Raw genomic sequence first — 20,649 nt, 5'->3', positions numbered from 1 at the left:
CAATCCATGATTTTTTAAAACCTATAAAAATGTCTAACTTTTTTATTGCACTTCAAAACATAGCATATGAGGGCTGACGTTTTCGAGTCTTTTCTTTGAAATGATGATATTACTAGCTTATTAATCTATATGCAAATAATTTGATTCAAGTGGAAATAAAAAGCGTAAAACTGAATGATAGTTTTACGCTTCTTAAATTAGTTATTATTTCCAAAGATTTGGATGATACTTAAGAACAAGTTAATGAAATCAAGTACCAAGTTAACTGATGCAAGTAATGCAATAGCACCAAGGCTCTCTGATGTAGCATTGTTTTGATAAATACGTTTGATATTTTGAGAATCAAAAGCAATGTAGAACAAGAAGAGAATGATGATAACTCCACTAACGAGCATCATTAAGGCTGTACTCTTGAAGATGAAGAGGTTGATTGCTTCAACCACAATGACTGAAATAAGGCCAATTATCAAGGTACGGCTCCACTTAGTTAAATCTTTCTTGGTAACGAAACCAATAAAAGCTGAAACAACGAAGATAGCCGATGTAACGGTTAATGTTTGAATGATACTCTTAGCTGAATACATGTAGAAAATTGGAACACCGATAAATGATAGTGTGAACAAGAATCCTAAGTAAGTTAAAAATGTTAGGAAATAAGATCTCGTTGCGAAAAGACTACATAAACTGATGAAACCCATTGGAATACCGATCATTAAAATTAGTGAAATAATACGGTGATTTGCCATACCTTGGAACAGTGCCATGGATAAAGCAGTGTTCTTAGCAATTGCTTGAGCACAAATCATCCAAAAAGCAATTCCCAAGCCAGTGTATAAGTACACTAGAGATGTGAATCTAGCCAAACCAGTGGCTTTTACTTTGTCTATACTTTGCATAGTTTCCTCCTTAAAGACTCTATAATTATTGTACAATAGCATAACATTTATTGATATTAGTAGTAAATATTATGGAATTATTATTTTGATTCTTATTAAATTTGATTAAGTATGCCATCCTCCACAGAAAAACCGATTGGCTGGAACGATGTGGACATAGATTTATTTTTTACTATCTTCTAGTGGGTTACTTTGTAATGAGCATTGGGTTAGTATCTAAGACAGTGATGGAATAAAGACTGTTAAAAATAGAAGGGAAACTGACAATGGCAATTCTAATAAATGACGATAAAAAAATATTTACACTTCAGACACGGAATAGTACCTATCAAATGAAAGTTGGCGACTTTGGTTATCTTTATCATCTTTATTATGGAAAGAGAATTGATCATCAAGATCTTTCTTACTTGTTATATGATGGACCTTCTCATTTTGCGCCTTATCCATATGAATCAAAGAATCGAATTGGTTCTTTGACCTTGATGCCACAAGAGTTTCCCACTGTAGGTACTGGAGATTTAGGGAGTGTGGCTCTGGATGTTGAGAATGCTGATGGCACACGAATTATTGATTTGAAGTATAAAGGTTACGAGGTTTTAGATGGTAAATATAGTTTGACCGAATTGCCTTCATTTTATGCTCATGATAACGATGCTCAAACTTTGAAAATCACCTTAGTAGATGTTGTCTCCGATATTGAAGTTGAACTTTATTATGGTGTATTTGAGGATAAGGATGTTATCACTCGAGCTGTAGTCATTAGTAATCTTAGTGAAAATGCAATCCAGATTAAAAAGGCTCAATCCCTATCACTCGACCTTATTTCGGGTCAATATGATTTGATCCATTTTCACGGTCGTTGGGCGGATGAACGTAACTTCGAACGAGTTGCTTTGACTCATAATGTAACGACTTTTGGATCAGACTACGGGATATCGAGTGCTAAAGAAAATCCCGGCTTCATACTTTTAGATAAAAATACGACTGAAGAAACGGGCAACTGTTATGGCTTCAATCTTGTTTATAGTGGTAATTTTCAGGCAACGGCTGAATTGGGGACTTTGGAACAGAGTCGAGTTACTTTAGGACTTGGCGATAATGAATTCTCATGGCAACTAGATCCAGGAGCTATGTTTGAAGTTCCCGAAGCAGTTATGAGTTTTTCTAGTACAGGTTTGACGCAATTGTCGCATAATTTCCATGATGCAATAAGAGAGAACCTTTGTCGTAGTAAGTATGTCAATGGTCCACGTCCAGTGTTGATCAACAATTGGGAAGCAACTTATTTTGATTTTACTGGCAAAAGATTATTAGAGATAGCAACGGCTGCTAAAGATATCGGTGCCAATCTTTTTGTTATGGATGATGGTTGGTTTGGCAAGCGTTCAGATGACAATAGTTCTTTAGGCGATTGGTTTGTAAATGAACAAAAACTTGGTTGTTCGTTGAATGAATTGGTAACAAAAATCAATGCTTTAGGAATGGAATTCGGAATTTGGTTTGAACCTGAAATGATTAATGAAGATAGTGAACTTTATAATGCTCATCCCGATTGGGTCTTGAATTTCCCACATCGCAAACCGTTATTGAGTAGAGGACAAATGGTTTTGGATATGTCAAAAGAGGCAGTTCAAAATTATTTGTTTGACCGAATATCTGATGTTTTGGATAGTGCCAATGTTAGCTATATTAAATGGGACATGAATCGTCCAATCACTGAGTGGTATTCTAAAAATTTAGCTAACAAACGACAAGGAGAGTTACAACATCGCTATGTGTTGGGACTCTATAAATTGTTAGGACGATTAACTCGAAGATATCCTGACGTTTTATTTGAAGGTTGTTCTAGTGGTGGTGCTCGATTTGATTTAGGGATGTTGGCATATGAACCGCAGATTTGGACTTCGGATAATACGGATGCTATCAATCGTTTAAAGATCCAATATGGAACGAGTTTCTTCTATCCTATATCAACGATGGGTTCGCATATTTCAGCTAGTCCTAACCATCAAAATGGACGAATAACGCCATTTGAAACCCGAGCTAATGTAGCAATGGCGGGAACGTTTGGCTATGAGTTAGATGTCACTAAGATGAGTGATGCGGACAAAAAGCAAGCTAAGACCTATACTGATTTTTACAAAAATATTCAAGAAATGACTTTCAATGGTGATTATTATCGTCTGGTCAGTCCATTTGTTCGTGATAGTGATGTCGTGGCTTGGCAAATTGTTTCTAAAGATCGATCACAAAGTTTGGTTACGGTTGTGGCAACGGATGTAGTCGGTAATCCTCCGTTCGTCTATATTAAATTACGTGGCTTGAAGTCCAATGTTAAATATAAAGTCAAAAATTATATTTACAGCGGCGATGCCTTAATGAACGCTGGATTGAAATTGATGCAGCCAAAAGGTAATTACCCCTCAGAACAAATTTATATTGAAGAAGCTTCCAATTCTAAATGAGTTAGAAGTTAGGTTCTGCCGTCCTCCACAACAAGAAAATTTGGTTGGAACGCCATGGGTCGACTTGGAGCTAAAAACCCTACTTCGCTAAATAATCATTATAAAATCTAAATAATAAATAAGAACGGCCTCTATTAAGAGATTCAAGTAAAAGGTATATCTTGAATGATTAATAGAGGCTGTTCTTTTAGTTTAAAATAACCACTTAGGTTTGAATTTTAACCGCATAAACCACTAGTATGTACATCAGAATGGGGATGTGGTGTAATACATTTAACGAAAGGGTTGTTCGATGTGAAAATAAAAGTAGATATTTCGCCGCAATACTCGGAAAAAGAGATTGTGATTCATGCGAATAAAAATGATGATGAAGTTCAAGAAATTTTACATAACATCAAAGAAGTTGAAACTAGATTTCACAGTCTCAATGGTTATTTGGATGATACTGTTTATTCGCTGCAACTCAGAGAAATCTTATTTTTTGAGACTAATGACCGAAATGTCTATGCGCACACTAAAGACAACGCCTTTTTAATTCATTATCGGTTATACGAATTGGAACAGAATTTGCCGGATAATTTTTTGCGGATATCTAAGTCAGCTATTTTGAATGTTGATGAAATTCTCTCGTTAACGCGTTCGGTAACTGGTAATGTTGTTCAATTTCGTGATTCTTACAAGCAAATTTACGTTTCAAGGCGATTTTTAAAGAGTTTGAAGATCAAATTGAATCAAAGGAAGGTTTAATTATGAAAAATAGAAATGGAATCTTTTGGGGTCTATTCTTACTATTAAGTGCTGCGATTCTAGTTGTCAGTCAATTGCATCTAATTACATATACGTTCAGTTTTTGGACAATTATAGCTACTATCTTTCTGGTGGCAGTTTTAGTTAAGAGTTTGGTGTACTTCTCAATTTCGGGAACAGTCTTCTCTTTAGCATTCTTGGGGATCCTATATGCGAAACCTTTGGGAATTACGGCAATTGTTCCTTGGACAATATTGGGAGCTGCATTATTAATAACAATTGGTTTATCAATGATTTTGAACCCACTATTGAATAGACATCGTCCTTGGATGAGATATAGAAAAGCCTTTACTAGAGGTCATCGTGGTCCTTTTTTTAGCTATGAGTATAAATCCGAGCCTGATATGAAGACAATCGATGAGCCAGATGTTGATGTTTATGTCAAAATGGGTAACAGCGTTAGATATGTGAAGTCGGATGATTTTAAGACGGCTAATATTGATGTGAATATGGGTGAAGCTAAAGTTTATTTCGATCACGTGACTGTTAAGGATACAGCGATTATTAATGTTAATGTTTCCTTGGGTGGAGCTGAATTATACATTCCTAGTAATTGGAATATTATCAAGGGCGTAAATAATAATATGGGAAACATCACAGAAGATGGTGTTCGCAACGTTGATGAAGACAGTCCAGATGTTACAATTTCAGGATTAGTTTCCTTGGGTAATTTAAAAATTAGTTATATTTAAAAATAGAGTCGCAATTATGCGGCTCTATTTTAGTAAAACGGCGAAATATTAAAATAGAAGAACAAAAATAGAATTCTATTTTAGCAAAACGGCAAAATATTAAAATAGAGTAGTAAAAGCAAGTTTCCATTTTGCAAAAATGGTAGTCTAATAAAATAAAGAAGAGAGGGAGAAACGATGGAAAACTTCACAGTCTACAATGAAGGAATTGATGAATTACCGATTATTATCGATTTACCACACAGTGGGACGCAAATTCCTGCTGAAATTCAAAAAGAGATTATTCCGGATCGACCTTTGCCTAATGTTGATTGGTTTTTACCAGATTTATACGATTTTCTACCACAAAGTGGATTCACCACTTTACAAAATAATATGCATCGCTATATGGCAGATCCAAATCGGGATCTTACTATGATTGATCAGAATGGTGATTATCGTTATGAAGTAGTCTATAGCAAAACGACTTTCGGCAAGGACATTTATCAAGATTCGTTAACACCAGATCAAATATCTCAACGAATCGAAATTTTTTACAAACCGTATCATCAACAATTGCAAAAGTTAATTGATCATAAACTAGAGAAGTTCGAAAAAGTATATTTATTCGATCTCCACAGTTTTGCGGAATATCCACATGAAGACGTCAAGACTGATGATATTGTGCTGGGGAATCGTTTTGACACGACTTCTGATATTAAATTACGTCAATTTATGACGGAACAGTTCAATCAAAAAGGTTATTCAGTTTCCAATAATCATCCGTTCACAGGCGGTTATATCACGCCACATTACGGTCAGAATCCACGTGTAGAATCAATGCAAATTGAATTGGCCTATCATATGTATATTGAAAATCGTTACTTTGGTGAGGAAGAATTATCCGGAGTTGATGTGGGTACATTCACAACAGCCAAGAATAGTTTACAAAGTATTTTTATGGAATTACTTAATTATATTTTATCCAAATAAAAAGCCCGTACTCTGTTCAAAAACAGAATATGAGCTTTATTTTTATAGTAAATGGATGTTATTTTCGTCACATTTTTTACGAAGATCTTCAGGCCAAACAGCAGCTTGAACTTCACCAACGTGAGCTTTGCCAAGTAACAACATGCAAAGACGTGATTGTCCGATACCACCACCGATGGTGTATGGTAATTCGCCCTTCAATAAGGCTTGATGGAATGGTAATTTGGCACGATCTTCAGCGTGAGCCATCTTTAATTGTTCCTTCATTGATTCTTCGGAAACACGGATACCCATACTTGAAATTTCAAGGGCATGTTGTAGAGGTTCGTACCAGAACAAGATATCACCGTTTAATTTCCAGTCATCATAATCAGGGGCACGGCCGTCATGACGTTTGCCACTCTTCATAGGTCCACCGATTTGCATTAAGAAGACAGCACCGTATTCTTTACAGATGGCATCTTCACGTTCCTTAGGTGTCTTGTCAGGCCAGCGGTCTTCTAGTTCTTGAGTTGTAACGAAGTGAATTTCGTCAGGTAGGTGATGAACTGCTTTAGGGAACTTATACCAAACTTCGTGTTCCATATGTTTGATAACTTTGAAAATTTGTTTAACAGTATTTTCCAAAGTTTCAGTTGTACGTTCATCTTTAGCGATGATTTTTTCCCAATCCCATTGATCGACATAGATTGAATGGATGTTATCGAGGTCTTCATCTTTTCTGATAGCATTCATGTTAGTGTAAATACCTTCGTGCATGTCGAAGTGGTAACGTTTCAAAGCTAGACGTTTCCATTTTGCTAGTGAGTGAACGATTTCGATAGTTTCACCGGGAATACCTTTCATCGTAAAGGAAACAGGTGATTCGACACCATTAAGGTTATCGTTCAAACCAGTACCTTTTTCGACCATCATTGGTGCGGATAAACGGGATAAGTTTAATTCTTTACCGAATTCATCTTGAAAAGTTTCACGAATATATTGAATCGCTTTTTGAGTTTCTTTAACAGATAGTTTTGGATCGTAATCCTTAGGTATAATTAAGTCCATTTTGAGTCCTCCAATTGATTGATAGTTCCATTTATGCAAAATAAAAAAGTCTTTCATCCTAGTTATTAAATTAATAATAACTGGGACGAAAGACTTTTCGCGGTACCACCCAAGTTGTCTATATAAAAACAGACCACCTCAATAAGAGCACAAACATGCTCCACCGATGGTAACGTACCGGTTAACGTCTGTACTTACTTTGACGTAGTCATTTCAGCCAGAAACATAAGAAAGTGTTATTCAGCGATTCCATTTACTAGTTGGGTTCTCACCATTCCCAATTCACTGTCAGTGTGGAAAAACTTACTCTTCTTTCTTGTCGTTTTTTATCTTGTGACACTTATATTAGCATTAAATTCGAAAATGTAAAATAAAAATTTGATAAAAACTAATTTTAGAAAGACTAATTAGAATTGCTCTAATGTAGAGAAAATGTAAAAATTAACTTTTCAAATATCTAAAATTTTGGATTTTACTTACACTAAAATTGCGTAATTTTAAATTGAGGTGGAAGCAATGGGAGTCCCTAATTCACAAAAATATAAAATCAGTAAACACGCTACAATGAGGATTCGGACACGATTTAATATTCCTAAAACCAAGGTTCAAACATGGACACAAAGATTTTTGAGTGAAGCAAATTTTTTCAAAAATGACGATGATTCCAATGGAAATATTCAAATATATCGTGATAATGATGTCTTGATGGTACTAAATGTCGAGGAATATACTGTAGTAACGGCGTATCCGTATAACCCATTGAATAAAACTAATGGCTTAAATCCAGAAATTTTAAAACGATTACGTCCGTCATTACACGAAATTATTGAAGATGAACAGATTCGATTACGAAATGATTTAGATGGAAAAATGTTGGATTTGCAGTTGGCCTATCAAGCCTATCAAAATCATCCTAAGTCAAAGGAACTATTAGAGGGATATTCTAAAGTAGTGAATGATATACATCGGAGTTTAGAAATGTCTCAAAAATTAGTTGATGATGTTCAAAACTTGGCTAAATAGTTAGAACATATAGTCTGGAATCACGGTCAGGATAGAGATAGTCAGCGTGAAAATTCTCTGGAGCAACCTGTTGAAAACCTTGTTTTTCATAAAAATAGTGTGAACGTTCTTCTTTTTCTGGTGTATCCAAAATAATACGTTGGAATGACTTTAGTTTGGCATGGGTCAATAAAGTTTGATAAAGTTGGGTACCTAAATGGTGAGGTTGACCACGATATTTTGGATAAGTGAAGAATTTTTTTAGGACTGCAGTTTTATTGTCTAAGGGCAAAAAAGCAATGGAGCCTACAATTTGATTGTTGTCTAAAGCAATCCAAAAATTACCGTCATTTTTTTGATAGTAGGTTGGGATTTGAAAAACATCGTCTTGTTCAGCCATTTTGATATCTAATTTGGCTTCGATGTTTTGACAATAATTAATTAAATCGACTAACTGAGCCTGATTTTTAGGTTTATTTTGATAAGGAATTATTTGCATGGAGAGCCTCGTTTCTTAATGATGATTCAATTGTAATATGAGACTATTGATATGTATAATTGATATTAAGAATAGGTATTATCAAAATAATTGATAGTTAGGACAAAATTATGGATGTACGTGAGTTAACCACCTTTAAAATGATTTCGGAGACACGCAATTTTTCAAAAGCAGCTGAATTATTAGGTTATACGCAGTCGAATGTTTCAATGCAGATCAAAAATTTAGAAACGGAATTAGGAACTAAATTATTCGAATATCAAAAACGACAAGTCATAATCACGCAGGCTGGAATAGAACTTCTACCATTGGTGACGAAGACGTTAGAGAATTTTTCTGAAATCAAGACTTGGAATCAAGAAGCAGAACAAACAGGGATTTTAAAAATTGCGGCACCAGAATCATTAACTATCTCTATGGTGGCACCGATGTTGAAGCAATTTAAACAGAAATATCCTCAAGTTCAAATTGAATTGCGGAATGCGACTTGCTTACATAATGAAGAAACATTGTTGCGGGGTGAAGTGGATGTGGCTTTCATGATGTGGCCTAGTCGTCCTAGTAAGAAACTGATTGATCATGATTTGGGCGAACAAGAAATGGTTTTAGTGGTGCCAACGGATAGTAAAGTTTCATTTCAAAAAATACTTGATGATCAAAACGCTCAATTTATCATCAATGAACCGGAATGTAGTTATCGTAATCAATTTGAAACTGCCGTTTGGCAGCAACATCAACGCCAATTTAGAACCACTAGTTTAGATAGTATTGCGGCTATCAAAGCGGCAGTAGTTAATGGATTAGGATTCAGTTATTTACCATTAACAATGGTAGAAAATGAAATAGAGAATCAGAAGTTACGAGTTATTAAAACTGATATTGTGAATCACGTTCACGCCCATTTGTTGACTAGAAATTATAAGGATAAATCCAATTTGATTTCTGAATTTATTCAAATGTTTTAGAACAAAATAACCGCCATTCCCGAAGGAGTGACGGTTATTATTTTTGTTAATTTTAAGCGATACCCATAAGTTGCCAAAGTGGAACACAAACGAGTAAACCAACGATATTCAATAACATATAACCAATAGACGATTTAGCCATGGCACCACGTGAAGCCATACTATCTTGAACAGCAGCACTACCTGTCAAAATAGGGGCGTTCATGTAAGACAAAAGCCAAACATTAACACTGGTTGTAACGATAATAGCGATAATTGCAGGACTGAAACTCATTTGTGAGAAGAATGGAAGCAAGCCGATTGTGATTAAAGTACCGGTAGAAATCAAAGATACAACGACAAACTTGCATAGATAAATAATAATAGGCAAAACGATTACGGTAATATAAATGTTTCCAATAATTGGTGAAATAGCTGGAGCTAAGATTTTTCTTAACCAAGTTGTTAAACCAGCTGATTGCATAACATTACCTAAAGCCATAACAGTACCGATGAAGATAATTGTGTTCCAACTCAAGCGAGTCTTGAAGTCTTCTGGAGTCAAAACTTTTAGAGCAACTAGAACACTAACACCAATAATGGCAGTAACGGCAGCTGGAATATTGAAGACGGATTCCAGAATCCAAAAGACGATAGCAACCAAGATAACAGCCGCAGTAATTTTTTCTTCACGTGACATTGGTCCTAATTCATCCAATTGTTTTGAAATAAATTCTCGAGAAACGGGTTTATCATTTTTGGGTTTGAATAGGAAAGTTAATAAGAAATAACCACCAATCAAAATAATAATTGTCCAAGGAATCATCATAATGAACCAATTACCCCAGTTCAATTGGGCTTGAGCTTTGGCGGGTAAGAGTCCTTTGAAAGCATAATTTTGTGCCGTAGCACTTAAGAAACTGGCTTCGGTAACGAAGAAGCCCCAGAGTGCAGCAAGAAATAGTCCAGAACTACCTTTACCAAAAGGTTTGTAACCTAAGGCGTTGCTGATTCCCTTAGCAATTGGTGTACTCATAGCTGTTTTAGGATGGGCGCTAGGAATCATAGGAGCAATAATTGTACCAGCTGTGAAGAGTGCCAAAGTTTGACCTCTAAAATTAGCTGGGAAGAAAGTCATAATTTTTAATGCAATTCTCTTAATTAAACCAGTTTTGGTAGCAGCGGCACCTAAACCTAGGCCACCGATGATGATCCACATAGTCGTTGTTGAGAAAATTTGATAGGCGACTTCGAATTTAACAGCACCTAAAACGACCCAAGAAGAAAGCATCAATAAGCCAGTAGCAAAACTAGGAATAACGTTAAAAATCCAGAAAATATTAGCTGTAACTAGTGAAGCTAAAACAATCATACCCGCATGAGTTAGACCATGAGGAGTTGGAATAAAGAAAGTGATAATAACTCCAAGAACGATCCCAACTATGCCGGCAATTAACTTTTTATGTTTCATAGTGGGTTACCTCTTGTTATTTATTTTCTGATGCTAAAATTTCTTGATTAACTGGGAATTCGGGTACTTTACCATTTGAGAAGTCAATAATAGCTTGAGCAGCACCGAGTCCGAGAGCTTGGTTAGCTTCAACGGTTGTTCCAGCCATATGGCTTGTCAAAATAGTGTTCTTACTTGTGAATAGTGGGTTATCTGGAGCTGGTGGTTCAGGATTGAAGGAATCAACCGCGGCACCTGCAATAGTTCCAGCATTTAGAGCAGCGGCCAAATCATTTTCGTTAATGATTCCACCACGAGCTGAATTAATAATGAAAGCTGAATCTTTCATAGTGGCTAGTTCATCGGCAGTGATCATATTCTTTGTTTCAGGTGTGAGTGGCATGTTAATTGAAAGAAAATCAGCTACGGGATAAATATCTTTTAAATTCTTGTAAAGTTTTACTGGTGATTCTTTCAAGTATGGATCGTAGCCAACAACATTCATACCAAATGCTTGAGCTAATTTAACTAATTCACGACCAATTTTTCCTAAACCAAGAATAGCTAAAGTCTTGCCACGAAGTTCATTACCGTTGAGGTTAAATTGAGTTGAGAAACCGGGTAGTGAGCCAATTTCAGCTAATTCATCTTTCTTTTCATGGATCAATTTATTTGAAGCTAAAACTTTTCTACTTAGCATCAACATAGTCGTCATAACGTATTCAGCAACGGCAAATGCATTAGCACCGTTAACTTTGGCTACTAAAATATTTTTCTTGGTGGCTTCGTCGACATCAACGTTATTAATACCAGTACCATTACGTGAGATGATCTTAAGATTTTCACCGGCATCAATTACTTCAGCAGGTAGTTCGGATGAACGCATGATTACGGCATAAGCATCCTTGATCTCTTTTTTCATTGTTTCAACGTCAGTTCCAACGGAAACTTGAACATCAAAACCATTGTCCTTAAGAAGCTGGATTCCCTTATCATCGATCTTTTCACTTAATAAGACTTTCTTCATATGTGGCAACCTCCTATAAAAGTTACATATATCACTAATTTAAATTCACCACTAATTATAGTTAATGATTTCACTAAGCTACAGTCACCAAATGGACCCCAGACGAACTAAATATTACGTATAAAAAGGTTGAAATATTGTTTTACTAGGATTTTTCAAGCTCTTACAAAAATAAAATAATCAAAAATAAGAACAAAAAGTTCAGCAGGGGTAAATAAATGAACTGTGCATTAGTGAAAAATGTAACTACAATTAATTTGAAAATAGTTGCACAAAGTAATTTGAATGGAGGAAAGACGATGAAGATTGTTAGCGTTGATATTATGAAGGTTCCAAGTGAAGATCCTAGTTTTAGTGGCAATGGTCAGGGGTCCAAGGAAGATTGGTGTCCACTAGTAATCAGAATTAACACTGATACTGATATTTGTGGTTTTGGCGAAGCTGGATTGGCATACGGCAAAGGTTGGCGTGGCGGTTTTGGTATGTTACAAGACTTCAGCCAAGTTATTATCGGTGAAGATCCATTGAACATTGAGAAGATTTGGGACAAACTTTTCAATACTACTTATTGGGGAATTGCCGGTGGCGTCGTTGTCAATGCAGCTATTAGTGCCATCGATATTGCACTTTGGGATATTAAAGGCAAGTACTACAACACTCCTACCTATGAAATTTTAGGTGGTAAAACTAATGATCATCTCAGAGCTTATGCCAGTCAATTGCAATATAACTGGGGTGAACATATCGACAAACTAAAATTGATCACACCTGAGGATTATGCAAAGGTAACGGAGAAGGTTATGTCTGAAGGCTATGATGCCTTGAAGTTCGATCCTATTATGTTGAGTGACCAACCAGATGGTGGTGGCGAATGGAATACCAAAGGAACTGTTTCTCAACATGTTATTAAGGTCGCTTACGATCGTGTTAAAGCAATGCGTGAGGTTGGCGGGGATGACTTGGACATCATTATTGATATGCACGCTAACTCAGATACGACTTCTGCCATTAAGATCGGTCAAGCACTTGAAGATTTGGATATTCTTTATTATGAAGAACCCGTTAATACATTGAATCCTGACAATACTTTGGAAGTTTCTCAAAGAGTTAATATTCCAATCGCTGCAGGTGAGAGAGTATTCACTCGTTGGGGCTTTAGAAAATTCTTTGAAGATCGTTCTATCAAAGTTGCTCAACCTGATCTTTGTTTAGCTGGTGGAATCTCTGAAGCTAAAAAGATTTGTGATATGGCTTATACGTATGACATCAACGCTCAAGTTCATGTTTGTGGAGGCCCAATCGCGATTGCAGCGGCTCTTCAAGTTGAAGCAGTTATCCCTAATTTCTTGATTCACGAAGTTTATCAACGTGCTATCAATGCTAAAGATCGTGCAACATGTAAATATGATGATTATCAACCAGTAAATGGCTTTATTGATATTCCTGACAGACCTGGTATTGGCCAAGAATTGAAACCAGAAGTCATTGCTAAATGTAAGAAAGTAACTATTAAATAACGGAGGCTTTTAAAATGAAGGATAAATTTATTTTAGGCGGTTATACAGAAGATAGTTATACGCCCCACAATCAATCAGAAGGTATGTACGTCGCTACCCTTGATACTGACGAAAAAAAGATTATCGATATTAGCTTGTTGGCTAAAGTCGATAATCCAGCTTTTCTAAATTATTCTGAGACTGATGGAAAAATTGCAACTGTTTTGACTAAAGATGGTAATCAAGGTGGAGTAGGAATCGTTGATGTCAAAACTGGTAAATTGATTTCAGCTAGTTATTTACCTAAGAAACATGGATCTTACGAAGCTTATGATGCTGCGAAGAATCTTTATTTCTGGAATGAATTACCATATACAGTTCCTTCATATATTTCAATCGACAGTGAGCATAAGGTTTTGTTTGCCGCAAATTATAATACTAATGCTATTCATACTTTTAAGATGAACGATAACTATGAGATCACTGATAGTCATACTTATCCAATCGAAGGTCACGGACCACTAGTTGAACAAGATCACGCCCATATTCATTTTGCCAGAGAGTTGCCAGATGGCAGATTAATTGTTTGCGGATTAGGTTGTGACAAGTTATTCATTTACGATGTTGATTTCGATACTGCAGAATTAACTTTGAAGTCGGCCTTTGATGCAAAGTCAGGATTTGGTCCTCGTCAATTGGCCATTGCCAAAAAAACTAATTACATCTATGTTCTAGGTGAACTATCTAGCCGTGTCGGTGTTGTCGAGTACAACCATGAAACTGGTAAATTGGAAAGAATTGCTGACTACTCTAATATTCCTGAAGGGTATGTTGGTCACAGTGGCTCAGCTGCTATCAGATTGTCACCTGATGAGAAGTTCCTATATATCTCAAACCGTGGACATGATTCAATTACTGTTTATAAGGTTTTGGATGGTGGTAAACATCTTGAAAAGATTCAAAATATTAAGACTGAAGGTGTCTTTCCACGTGATTTCAGTTTGAGTAAGAATGGAGATTTCTTACTTTGCGCTAACCAAAACACTAACGATTTAATCCTCTTCAATCGTGATACTAAGTACGGTTACTTAAGCATCGCTCAAACTGGTATCAAGCATGACGCCTGTGTCCGTGTTCTTGAAGCTACTGATTTTCTAGCTTAAAAAAAGAGGCGAAATCGTTTAGGATTTCACTCCTTTAATTCAGAAATTAAATTTCTTAGTGAAGGATTTTTATTATTCGGTTGATACAGGAAAGCTGAAGCATAGTATTTATTAACATTGTCTGTGATTTTGAGGAACTTGATCATTGGATTTTGTGCCCGTTCCTTATTTATAAAAGGGCTAGGATAAAAGCCAACCCCGTTGTTGGAAGCAACTAACATATCACGCTGCTCTAGTGAAGAAACACGACTAATCTGTTCAGGTGTGAGGAAGCCGTCGAATTTATCAAGGAAAACTTCTCTCAAATAATAAGATTCAGAGGAACTGTAATAAAGGACTTTCATATGTTTTATTTCGTCTAGACTTGCTGAATCTTGTTGAGCAAGAGGACTGTTGACACTAACTCCGAGCATTAATTCGCCTTCGGCTAGTTTGATCATCTTCATGGCCTTGAAATCAGCATTTTCACGAGAAAGGTCGTAAAAGGGTGTGACCGCAAAATCCAAATTGTTACGCTTCAATAATTGAATCAAACGAATGCCACTTTCTTCCTTTAACTCGAGTTTGATTTCCGGATATTTTTTCATAAAGGGAGCAATGATGGTTTCTAAAATGACGGTCTGATTGAGGGATGAGAAGCCAATTCTCAAAGTGGGTGTTGGTTTTTCATTGATAGTTTGTATTTTAGTTAGAGCATCGTTGTAAGTATTGACGATATCTTGTGCTGTAACAACAAATTGCTTACCAGCACGATTTAATTTAGTACTATTTTTCTTCCGTTCAAATAGTGAGGTACCGAGTTCATTTTCGATTTGATCCATCTGTTTTGAAACTGCTCGTGGAGAAAGAAATAATTTTTCGGCAGCAGATTTGAAACTACCATTTCTGGCGACAGATAAAAAAGTTTTGAGTCGATTGATTTCCATTACAACGATCCCCCAATTAAAAAAAATTAAATAACTAACATTATTATACATGAACAATTATTACTTCGATTAATCAATAAATACACGAGGAGAATTTTTATGAGTATTCCAAAAATTGAAAAAATGGATGTATATCCAGTTGCTGGCTATGACAGCATGTTATTAAACTTGAGTGGTGCCCATGGACCATATTTCACAAGAAATATTGTGGTTTTAACAACTGATGAGGGTCAAGTCGGTGTAGGAGAAGTTCCTGGTGGACAAAAGATCACTGATACTTTGAATCAATCAAAAGAATTAGTAATCGGTAGAACAATCGGTGAATATAAAGATGTTCTTTTGAAAGTTAAAGAGAAGTTCTCATATTTGGATAAAGGAGGCCGTGGTCAACAAACATTTGATCAAAGAATTATGGTACATGCCTTAACAGCTATTGAAACTTCATTCTTAGACCTATTAGGTAAACATTTCCATGTTCCCGTTGCTGCACTATTAGGTGATGGTCAACAACGTGAAAAGGTCGGCGTTTTGGGTTACTTGTTCTATGTTGGAGATACAAGTAAGACCGATATGCCATATCTACAAGATGATGATAATTCTAGTGACTGGGGTAAGTTACGTCGTAAACCAGCTATGGACCCTGAATCAATTGTTAAATTAGCAAAGGCCGCTTATGATAAGTATGGTTTCAAGACTTTCAAACTTAAAGGTGGTGTCTTTGATGGTGAGGAAGAAGTCGCTGCTATCAAAGCACTTCATGAAGCATTCCCAGAAGCTAAACTTGATCTAGATCCAAATGGTGCTTGGTCATTGAAACAAGCTGTTCACTATGCTGATGAATTGAAAGGTATTCTTCACTATATTGAAGATCCATGTGGTGGCGAAGATGGCTTCTCTGGACGTGAAATTCTGTCTGAGTTCCAACAAATTACTCACATGCCTACAGCTACAAATATGGTTGATACTGATTGGCGTCAAATGTCTCATGCAATTGCCTTGAATTCTGTTTCAATTCCATTGGCTGATCCACACTTCTGGACAATGGAGGGGGCTGTTCGTGTAGCTCAATTGTGTAATGAATTCAATTTGAATTGGGGAGTTCACTCTAACAATCATTTTGACATTTCATTAGCAATGGTTGCCAATGCTGCCGCCGCTGCCCCAGGTCGTGTTTTTGATGTTGATACTCATTGGATCTGGCAAGATGGACAAAGCCTTACAAAAAATCCATATAAGATTGAAAATGGACAATTGACTGTTCCTAAGACTAATGAAGGTCTAGGAGTTGAAATTGACCTTGATAAGATTAAGCAAGCTAATGAATTGTATGTTGAAAAGAATCTTGGTGCTCGTGATGATGCCAAGGCTATGCAATTCTTAATTCCAAACTGGAAATTTGATCCAAAGAAACCTTCAATGGTTAGATAAAAAATATTATTAATAATGTCTTACAATTACTGATTAAAGTTTTGGCAATTGTAAGGCATTTTTTATATTATTAAGGAAGGTGCTTGAATTTAATATTTATTCATTGTAATATTAGCTACTAACGTTTTAATTCAACTGAAGAACCATCGGAGGGTCTGTTTTTGAGGCTGGACAAGATGCTAGGTAGCCATTGCTGCTAAGTGTCTTGTTTTTTTTTACTGGATTGGAACTAAACAAAAGGGGGGAAATTAATGAAAGTATTAATGCCATATATCAAGCGCTATCGAAAAGATGTTTATATTGCGCTTATTTCAGTTATAGCCTTAGTGTTTGCGACACTTTGGCAACCACGATTGTTGCAAGTAATTATGAATGCAATTTTGAAGGGTGATAAGAATACCATTTTTCAACAAGGAATAATTTTGATTATTTTAGCGATAGTCGGAATTATTGCAGGGGTCGTCAATACGATTTATTCAGCTCACGTTGCATTAGGCGTGGCGACTGATTTACGTTCAGATCTATACGATAAGGTACAATCTTTTGCCTATGCGGATGTAGAGAAGTTCTCAGCATCGAACTTAGTTGTTAGAATGACGAATGATATTAATCAGGTTCAGCAAATTGTTATGGCTGCTTTTCAACAAGTAAGTCGGATTCCATTGTTGTTTATCGGAGCCTTCATTTTAGCCATGATAACAATGCCACAACAGTGGTGGGTCTTGATTGGTATGATGATTATTGTCATAGCAGTTAGTTTGTACACGTACAAAAAGATGAGTGGTTATTTTGCGGAAACACAACAAGATATTGAAGATGTTAATACGGTTGCTCGTGAAAATTTGATGGGTATTCGTGTTGTTAAGTCCTTTGTGCAAGAGCCACATGAAATCAAGAAGTTTTCAGCTGCTTCAGATAATTTGACTAAAGTTACAGCTAAGATTGGTTACACTTTTGCCATTCTGATGCCTGCTTTCTTCTTAACAGCCAATATTGCCGTAGTTTTGGCAGTTTATCTAGTTGGACAAAACTTAACGGTTCATCCTACTTATTTAGCAGCAATTACTAGTTTTATTTCCTATTTGATGCAAATTCTATTTGCAGTAATTAATGGTGGTTTCTTAATGATTGCAGCTTCTAGAGCTAATATTTCTCTAGGACGTATTGGTGAAGTCATGGGAACTGATCCTAGTATGTCATACGTTGAGGGTAATTCTGATCCGGTAGAAGGTGACATTGAATTTGATAATGTAACCTTTACTTATCCTGGTGATGATACGCCGACATTGAAGGATATTAGTTTCAAAGTTAAAGCCGGTGAAATGATTGGTATCATTGGTGCGACTGGATCGGGTAAGACGACATTGGCTCAATTAATTGCCCGTTTGTATGATCCCGATTCTGGTACGATCAAAGTTGGTGGGGTTGATGTTCGTCAACTTTCTGAAAAATCTTTACGAGAGACGGTTGCTTACGTTTTACAACGTTCAACGTTATTCTCAGGAACTATTTCAGCTAATTTACGTCAAGTTAAAGAAGATGCCACACCAATTCAAATGCAATGGGCAGCTAACGTTGCGCAAGCTTCTGAATTTATTGAACGTTTGCCTTTGACTTATGATGCACCGGTTGAAGAACGCTCGTCTAATTTCTCTGGTGGTCAAAAACAAAGATTGTCAATTACTCGTGGTGTTATTGCGCAGCCAAAGATTTTAATTTTGGATGATGCCACATCAGCTTTGGATGCTAAATCTGAAAAACTGGTTCAAGAAGCTTTGGATAGAGATTTGACGAAGACTACTACAGTAGTGATTGCTGAAAAGATTTCTTCAATTTTACGAGCAGATCGAATTTTAGTTATGGATAGTGGTCACATTGTTGGAAATGGTAATCACAAAGAATTAGTGGCTCATAATTCGGTATATCAAGAGATTTACCGTACGCAAAAGGCTAGAGAGGGGGCAAAATCATGAGGGATTTAAAGAATGCAGGAAAATACTATTGGCACTATTTAAAAAAATACTGGTTTGGTTTTCTCGTGACGGCGATACTAATCGGTATTTCAACCGCATGTATTGTTATTGCTCCAACTTATCTTGGTCGTGCAGTTTCTGAGTTAACAACTTACTTACAACAGTGGACAAATACTGCTACCCGTGGGGATGCTAATTTAGGTTCTTTCCATAAAACTTTGTGGGTTTACTTGGCATTGTATTTGGGTGATGCCAGTACTTTATTTATAGCTAGTATGATTTTAGCCAGAATTACAGCCTATTCAACTGGTACGATGCGTGTTGGGTTATTCCGTAAGATGCAACGGATGCAAGTACAATATTTTGATTCTCACAGTGATGGGGATATCTTGGCACGTTACACTTCTGATTTGGATAACATTTTTAATGCGATGAATCAGGCTTTAATTGAAATTTTCTTATCCGTAGCTCAATTTATTGGTATTTTGATTGTTATGTTTGATCAGAACGTGACAATGGCTTGGGTAACGATGGGATCTACTCCGGTAGCTTTAATCATTGCGGCAGTTGTTATGAAAAAAGCTGGTGTGGCGGTTAACCATCAACAGGATGATATCGGTAAAATGAACGGTTATATTAATGAACAAGTTACTGCTCAAAAAGTTATTATCACTAATGGATTACAAAAAGATTCGATTGCAGGATTTAGAAAACACAATCAAAAAGTCCGTAAATCAGCTATGTCTGGTCAAATTTGGTCAGGTGTTTTGAATCCTTTGATGCAAGGGATGTCCTTGTTAAACACAGCTATCGTTATTTTCTTTGGTTCATGGTTTGCTTTAAACGGAACTCTATCAACTGGTGCTGCTTTAGCCTTGGTTGTTGTTTTCGTTAACTATGCACAGCAGTATTACCAACCAATCATGTCATTGACTAGTTTGTACGGAATGATTCAATTAGCCATCACAGGTGCTCGTCGTGTTGATGAAGTTAGAAGTCAGCCAGATGAAGTTCAACCTGCTGAAGGTAAATCATTGGCTGGGATTAAAGATGAATTGCAAATTGATGATGTTCACTTTAGTTACTTACCAGGTAAAGAAATTTTACATGGTGTTTCAATTTCTGTTCATAAGGGCGAAATGGTGGCTTTAGTTGGACCAACAGGTTCCGGTAAGACAACTGTTATGAATCTTTTGAATCGTTTCTACGACGTGGATAGTGGAGGAATTACGATTGATGGAACTGATATTCGTGAGTTCTCTTTGAAAGAATTACGAAAGAATGTTGGTATTGTCTTACAAGATCCACAATTATTCTCAGGAACGATTGCAGACAACATTCGATTTGGTGATCCTGACGCAAGTATGGAACGTGTTATTGATGCTGCTAAGCAGGCTAATATTCATGAGTTCATCGCCAGTTTGCCTAAGGGGTATGAAACAGAAGTATCTGATGAGCAAAGTATTTTCTCAGCTGGCCAGAAACAATTGATGTCGATTGCCAGAACAATTTTGACTAATCCACAATTATTGATTCTGGATGAAGCCACTTCAAATGTTGATACTGTCACGGAAGCTAACATTCAAGCGGCAATGGACCGAGTTATTCAAGGTCGGACTAGTTTCGTTATTGCTCATCGTTTGAAGACAATTTTGAATGCCGATAAAATTGTTGTTCTAAAAGATGGTGCGATTATTGAACAAGGTAATCATGATAAATTGTTGGCAGAGGATGGTTTCTATGCCGGACTTTACCGTAATCAAATGGTTACAGATTAAATTACGTAAATAAAGAAGGAAATAGCCAGTAACTCGAAAAAGAGTTGCTGGCTATTTATTGTGGAATAGAGTATAAAAGTG

At 36.3% G+C, this 20,649-nt stretch carries 17 protein-coding genes and 1 other annotated feature; of the genes, 11 read left to right on the top strand and 6 right to left on the bottom strand.

Translation table 11 applies throughout. The annotated features are described in order from the left end of the window. Positions 1–197 precede the first annotated feature (197 nt). On the bottom strand, positions 198–896 hold the full coding sequence (locus tag FC97_RS04325; protein ID WP_054643879.1) for a Bax inhibitor-1/YccA family protein: 699 nt from the start codon (positions 894–896) through the stop codon (positions 198–200). A gap of 266 nt (positions 897–1,162) precedes the next feature. Here FC97_RS04325 and FC97_RS04320 point away from each other — a divergent pair, with 266 nt between their 5' ends. The 4 genes from FC97_RS04320 to FC97_RS04305 all read left to right on the top strand — a co-directional run bounded on the left by FC97_RS04320 (position 1,163) and on the right by FC97_RS04305 (position 5,832). Then, a complete protein-coding gene (locus tag FC97_RS04320) occupies positions 1,163–3,361 on the top strand; it encodes an alpha-galactosidase (protein ID WP_056967862.1) in 2,199 nt (732 codons plus the stop codon). A 294-nt stretch (positions 3,362–3,655) separates the two neighbouring features. Beyond that, positions 3,656–4,108 carry a LytTR family DNA-binding domain-containing protein gene (locus FC97_RS04315; protein ID WP_054643878.1) on the top strand — a complete coding sequence of 151 codons (453 nt, stop codon included), beginning with the start codon at positions 3,656–3,658 and terminating at the stop codon, positions 4,106–4,108. Positions 4,109–4,110: 2 nt separating this feature from the next. Next, positions 4,111–4,860 carry a LiaF transmembrane domain-containing protein gene (locus FC97_RS04310; protein WP_054643877.1) on the top strand — a complete coding sequence of 250 codons (750 nt, stop codon included), beginning with the start codon at positions 4,111–4,113 and terminating at the stop codon, positions 4,858–4,860. A 177-nt stretch (positions 4,861–5,037) separates the two neighbouring features. After that, positions 5,038–5,832: an N-formylglutamate amidohydrolase gene (locus FC97_RS04305; RefSeq protein WP_054643876.1), complete on the top strand. Its 795-nt coding sequence runs from the start codon at positions 5,038–5,040 to the stop codon at positions 5,830–5,832. A gap of 42 nt (positions 5,833–5,874) precedes the next feature. On the opposite strand, the gene asnA is transcribed toward FC97_RS04305, so the two are convergent. Next, the gene (asnA, locus tag FC97_RS04300; protein ID WP_054643875.1) at positions 5,875–6,882 is read right to left on the bottom strand and encodes an aspartate--ammonia ligase; all 1,008 of its coding nucleotides are present in this window, start codon (positions 6,880–6,882) and stop codon (positions 5,875–5,877) included. Positions 6,883–6,960: 78 nt separating this feature from the next. Next, positions 6,961–7,211, bottom strand: a binding site (T-box leader). Positions 7,212–7,398: 187 nt separating this feature from the next. Here asnA and FC97_RS04295 point away from each other — a divergent pair. Beyond that, on the top strand, positions 7,399–7,905 hold the full coding sequence (locus tag FC97_RS04295) for a hypothetical protein (RefSeq protein WP_054643874.1): 507 nt from the start codon (positions 7,399–7,401) through the stop codon (positions 7,903–7,905). Here FC97_RS04295 and FC97_RS04290 read toward each other — a convergent pair. Then, positions 7,898–8,383, bottom strand: coding sequence for a GNAT family N-acetyltransferase (locus tag FC97_RS04290; protein ID WP_054643873.1), 486 nt, complete (start codon positions 8,381–8,383; stop codon positions 7,898–7,900). The two genes, FC97_RS04295 and FC97_RS04290, sit on opposite strands and share 8 nt — an antisense overlap. 110 nt (positions 8,384–8,493) lie before the next feature. Between FC97_RS04290 and FC97_RS04285 the strand changes: the two genes are divergently transcribed. After that, complete coding sequence (locus FC97_RS04285; protein ID WP_054643872.1) at positions 8,494–9,348, top strand: LysR family transcriptional regulator; 855 nt, start codon at positions 8,494–8,496, stop codon at positions 9,346–9,348. A 52-nt stretch (positions 9,349–9,400) separates the two neighbouring features. Here FC97_RS04285 and FC97_RS04280 read toward each other — a convergent pair whose 3' ends face one another. Then, positions 9,401–10,798 carry an SLC13 family permease gene (locus FC97_RS04280; RefSeq protein WP_054643871.1) on the bottom strand — a complete coding sequence of 466 codons (1,398 nt, stop codon included), beginning with the start codon at positions 10,796–10,798 and terminating at the stop codon, positions 9,401–9,403. 16 nt (positions 10,799–10,814) lie between these two features. Beyond that, a complete protein-coding gene (locus FC97_RS04275) occupies positions 10,815–11,804 on the bottom strand; it encodes a hydroxyacid dehydrogenase (protein ID WP_054643870.1) in 990 nt (329 codons plus the stop codon). A gap of 218 nt (positions 11,805–12,022) precedes the next feature. Between FC97_RS04275 and FC97_RS04270 the strand changes: the two genes are divergently transcribed. Both FC97_RS04270 and FC97_RS04265 read left to right on the top strand, forming a co-directional pair. Beyond that, positions 12,023–13,321, top strand: coding sequence for a mandelate racemase/muconate lactonizing enzyme family protein (locus tag FC97_RS04270; protein ID WP_225868796.1), 1,299 nt, complete (start codon positions 12,023–12,025; stop codon positions 13,319–13,321). A gap of 14 nt (positions 13,322–13,335) precedes the next feature. Beyond that, the gene (locus FC97_RS04265) at positions 13,336–14,463 is read left to right on the top strand and encodes a lactonase family protein (protein WP_056967859.1); all 1,128 of its coding nucleotides are present in this window, start codon (positions 13,336–13,338) and stop codon (positions 14,461–14,463) included. A 26-nt stretch (positions 14,464–14,489) separates the two neighbouring features. Here the strand turns inward: FC97_RS04265 and FC97_RS04260 are convergent, their stop codons facing one another. Then, entirely contained in the window at positions 14,490–15,389 is a 900-nt protein-coding gene (locus FC97_RS04260; RefSeq protein WP_054643867.1) for a LysR family transcriptional regulator, read from the bottom strand. Positions 15,390–15,488: 99 nt separating this feature from the next. Here FC97_RS04260 and FC97_RS04255 point away from each other — a divergent pair, with 99 nt between their 5' ends. The 3 genes from FC97_RS04255 (at position 15,489) to FC97_RS04245 (ending at position 20,568) form a co-directional block, all read left to right on the top strand. Further along, positions 15,489–16,817 (top strand): enolase C-terminal domain-like protein, encoded by a 1,329-nt coding sequence (locus tag FC97_RS04255; protein WP_054643866.1) that lies wholly within the window; start codon positions 15,489–15,491, stop codon positions 16,815–16,817. Positions 16,818–17,068: 251 nt separating this feature from the next. Next, entirely contained in the window at positions 17,069–18,790 is a 1,722-nt protein-coding gene (locus FC97_RS04250) for an ABC transporter ATP-binding protein (protein WP_054643865.1), read from the top strand. After that, complete coding sequence (locus FC97_RS04245; RefSeq protein WP_056967858.1) at positions 18,787–20,568, top strand: ABC transporter ATP-binding protein; 1,782 nt, start codon at positions 18,787–18,789, stop codon at positions 20,566–20,568. The genes FC97_RS04250 and FC97_RS04245 overlap by 4 nt, the downstream gene beginning before the upstream one ends. Positions 20,569–20,649: the final 81 nt, after the last annotated feature.

The sequence above is a fragment of the Companilactobacillus kimchii DSM 13961 = JCM 10707 genome, assembly GCF_001435445.1.
In the GTDB taxonomy this organism is placed as follows: domain Bacteria; phylum Bacillota; class Bacilli; order Lactobacillales; family Lactobacillaceae; genus Companilactobacillus; species Companilactobacillus kimchii.
This window is presented reverse-complemented; position numbering and strand designations above follow the sequence as displayed.

What these genes read in the sequence shown, in the direction of transcription:
- FC97_RS04250 (WP_054643865.1), top strand. Translation starts at nt 17,069, where the DNA reads ATGAAAGTATTAATGCCATATATCAAGCGCTATCGAAAAGATGTTTAT.
- FC97_RS04270 (WP_225868796.1), top strand. Translation starts at nt 12,023, where the DNA reads ATGAACTGTGCATTAGTGAAAAATGTAACTACAATTAATTTGAAAATA.
- FC97_RS04245 (WP_056967858.1), top strand. Translation starts at nt 18,787, where the DNA reads ATGAGGGATTTAAAGAATGCAGGAAAATACTATTGGCACTATTTAAAA.
- FC97_RS04280 (WP_054643871.1), bottom strand. Translation starts at nt 10,798, where the DNA reads ATGAAACATAAAAAGTTAATTGCCGGCATAGTTGGGATCGTTCTTGGA.
- FC97_RS04255 (WP_054643866.1), top strand. Translation starts at nt 15,489, where the DNA reads ATGAGTATTCCAAAAATTGAAAAAATGGATGTATATCCAGTTGCTGGC.
- FC97_RS04265 (WP_056967859.1), top strand. Translation starts at nt 13,336, where the DNA reads ATGAAGGATAAATTTATTTTAGGCGGTTATACAGAAGATAGTTATACG.
- FC97_RS04295 (WP_054643874.1), top strand. Translation starts at nt 7,399, where the DNA reads ATGGGAGTCCCTAATTCACAAAAATATAAAATCAGTAAACACGCTACA.
- FC97_RS04290 (WP_054643873.1), bottom strand. Translation starts at nt 8,383, where the DNA reads ATGCAAATAATTCCTTATCAAAATAAACCTAAAAATCAGGCTCAGTTA.
- asnA (WP_054643875.1), bottom strand. Translation starts at nt 6,882, where the DNA reads ATGGACTTAATTATACCTAAGGATTACGATCCAAAACTATCTGTTAAA.
- FC97_RS04260 (WP_054643867.1), bottom strand. Translation starts at nt 15,389, where the DNA reads ATGGAAATCAATCGACTCAAAACTTTTTTATCTGTCGCCAGAAATGGT.
- FC97_RS04275 (WP_054643870.1), bottom strand. Translation starts at nt 11,804, where the DNA reads ATGAAGAAAGTCTTATTAAGTGAAAAGATCGATGATAAGGGAATCCAG.
- FC97_RS04320 (WP_056967862.1), top strand. Translation starts at nt 1,163, where the DNA reads ATGGCAATTCTAATAAATGACGATAAAAAAATATTTACACTTCAGACA.
- FC97_RS04285 (WP_054643872.1), top strand. Translation starts at nt 8,494, where the DNA reads ATGGATGTACGTGAGTTAACCACCTTTAAAATGATTTCGGAGACACGC.
- FC97_RS04305 (WP_054643876.1), top strand. Translation starts at nt 5,038, where the DNA reads ATGGAAAACTTCACAGTCTACAATGAAGGAATTGATGAATTACCGATT.
- FC97_RS04310 (WP_054643877.1), top strand. Translation starts at nt 4,111, where the DNA reads ATGAAAAATAGAAATGGAATCTTTTGGGGTCTATTCTTACTATTAAGT.
- FC97_RS04325 (WP_054643879.1), bottom strand. Translation starts at nt 896, where the DNA reads ATGCAAAGTATAGACAAAGTAAAAGCCACTGGTTTGGCTAGATTCACA.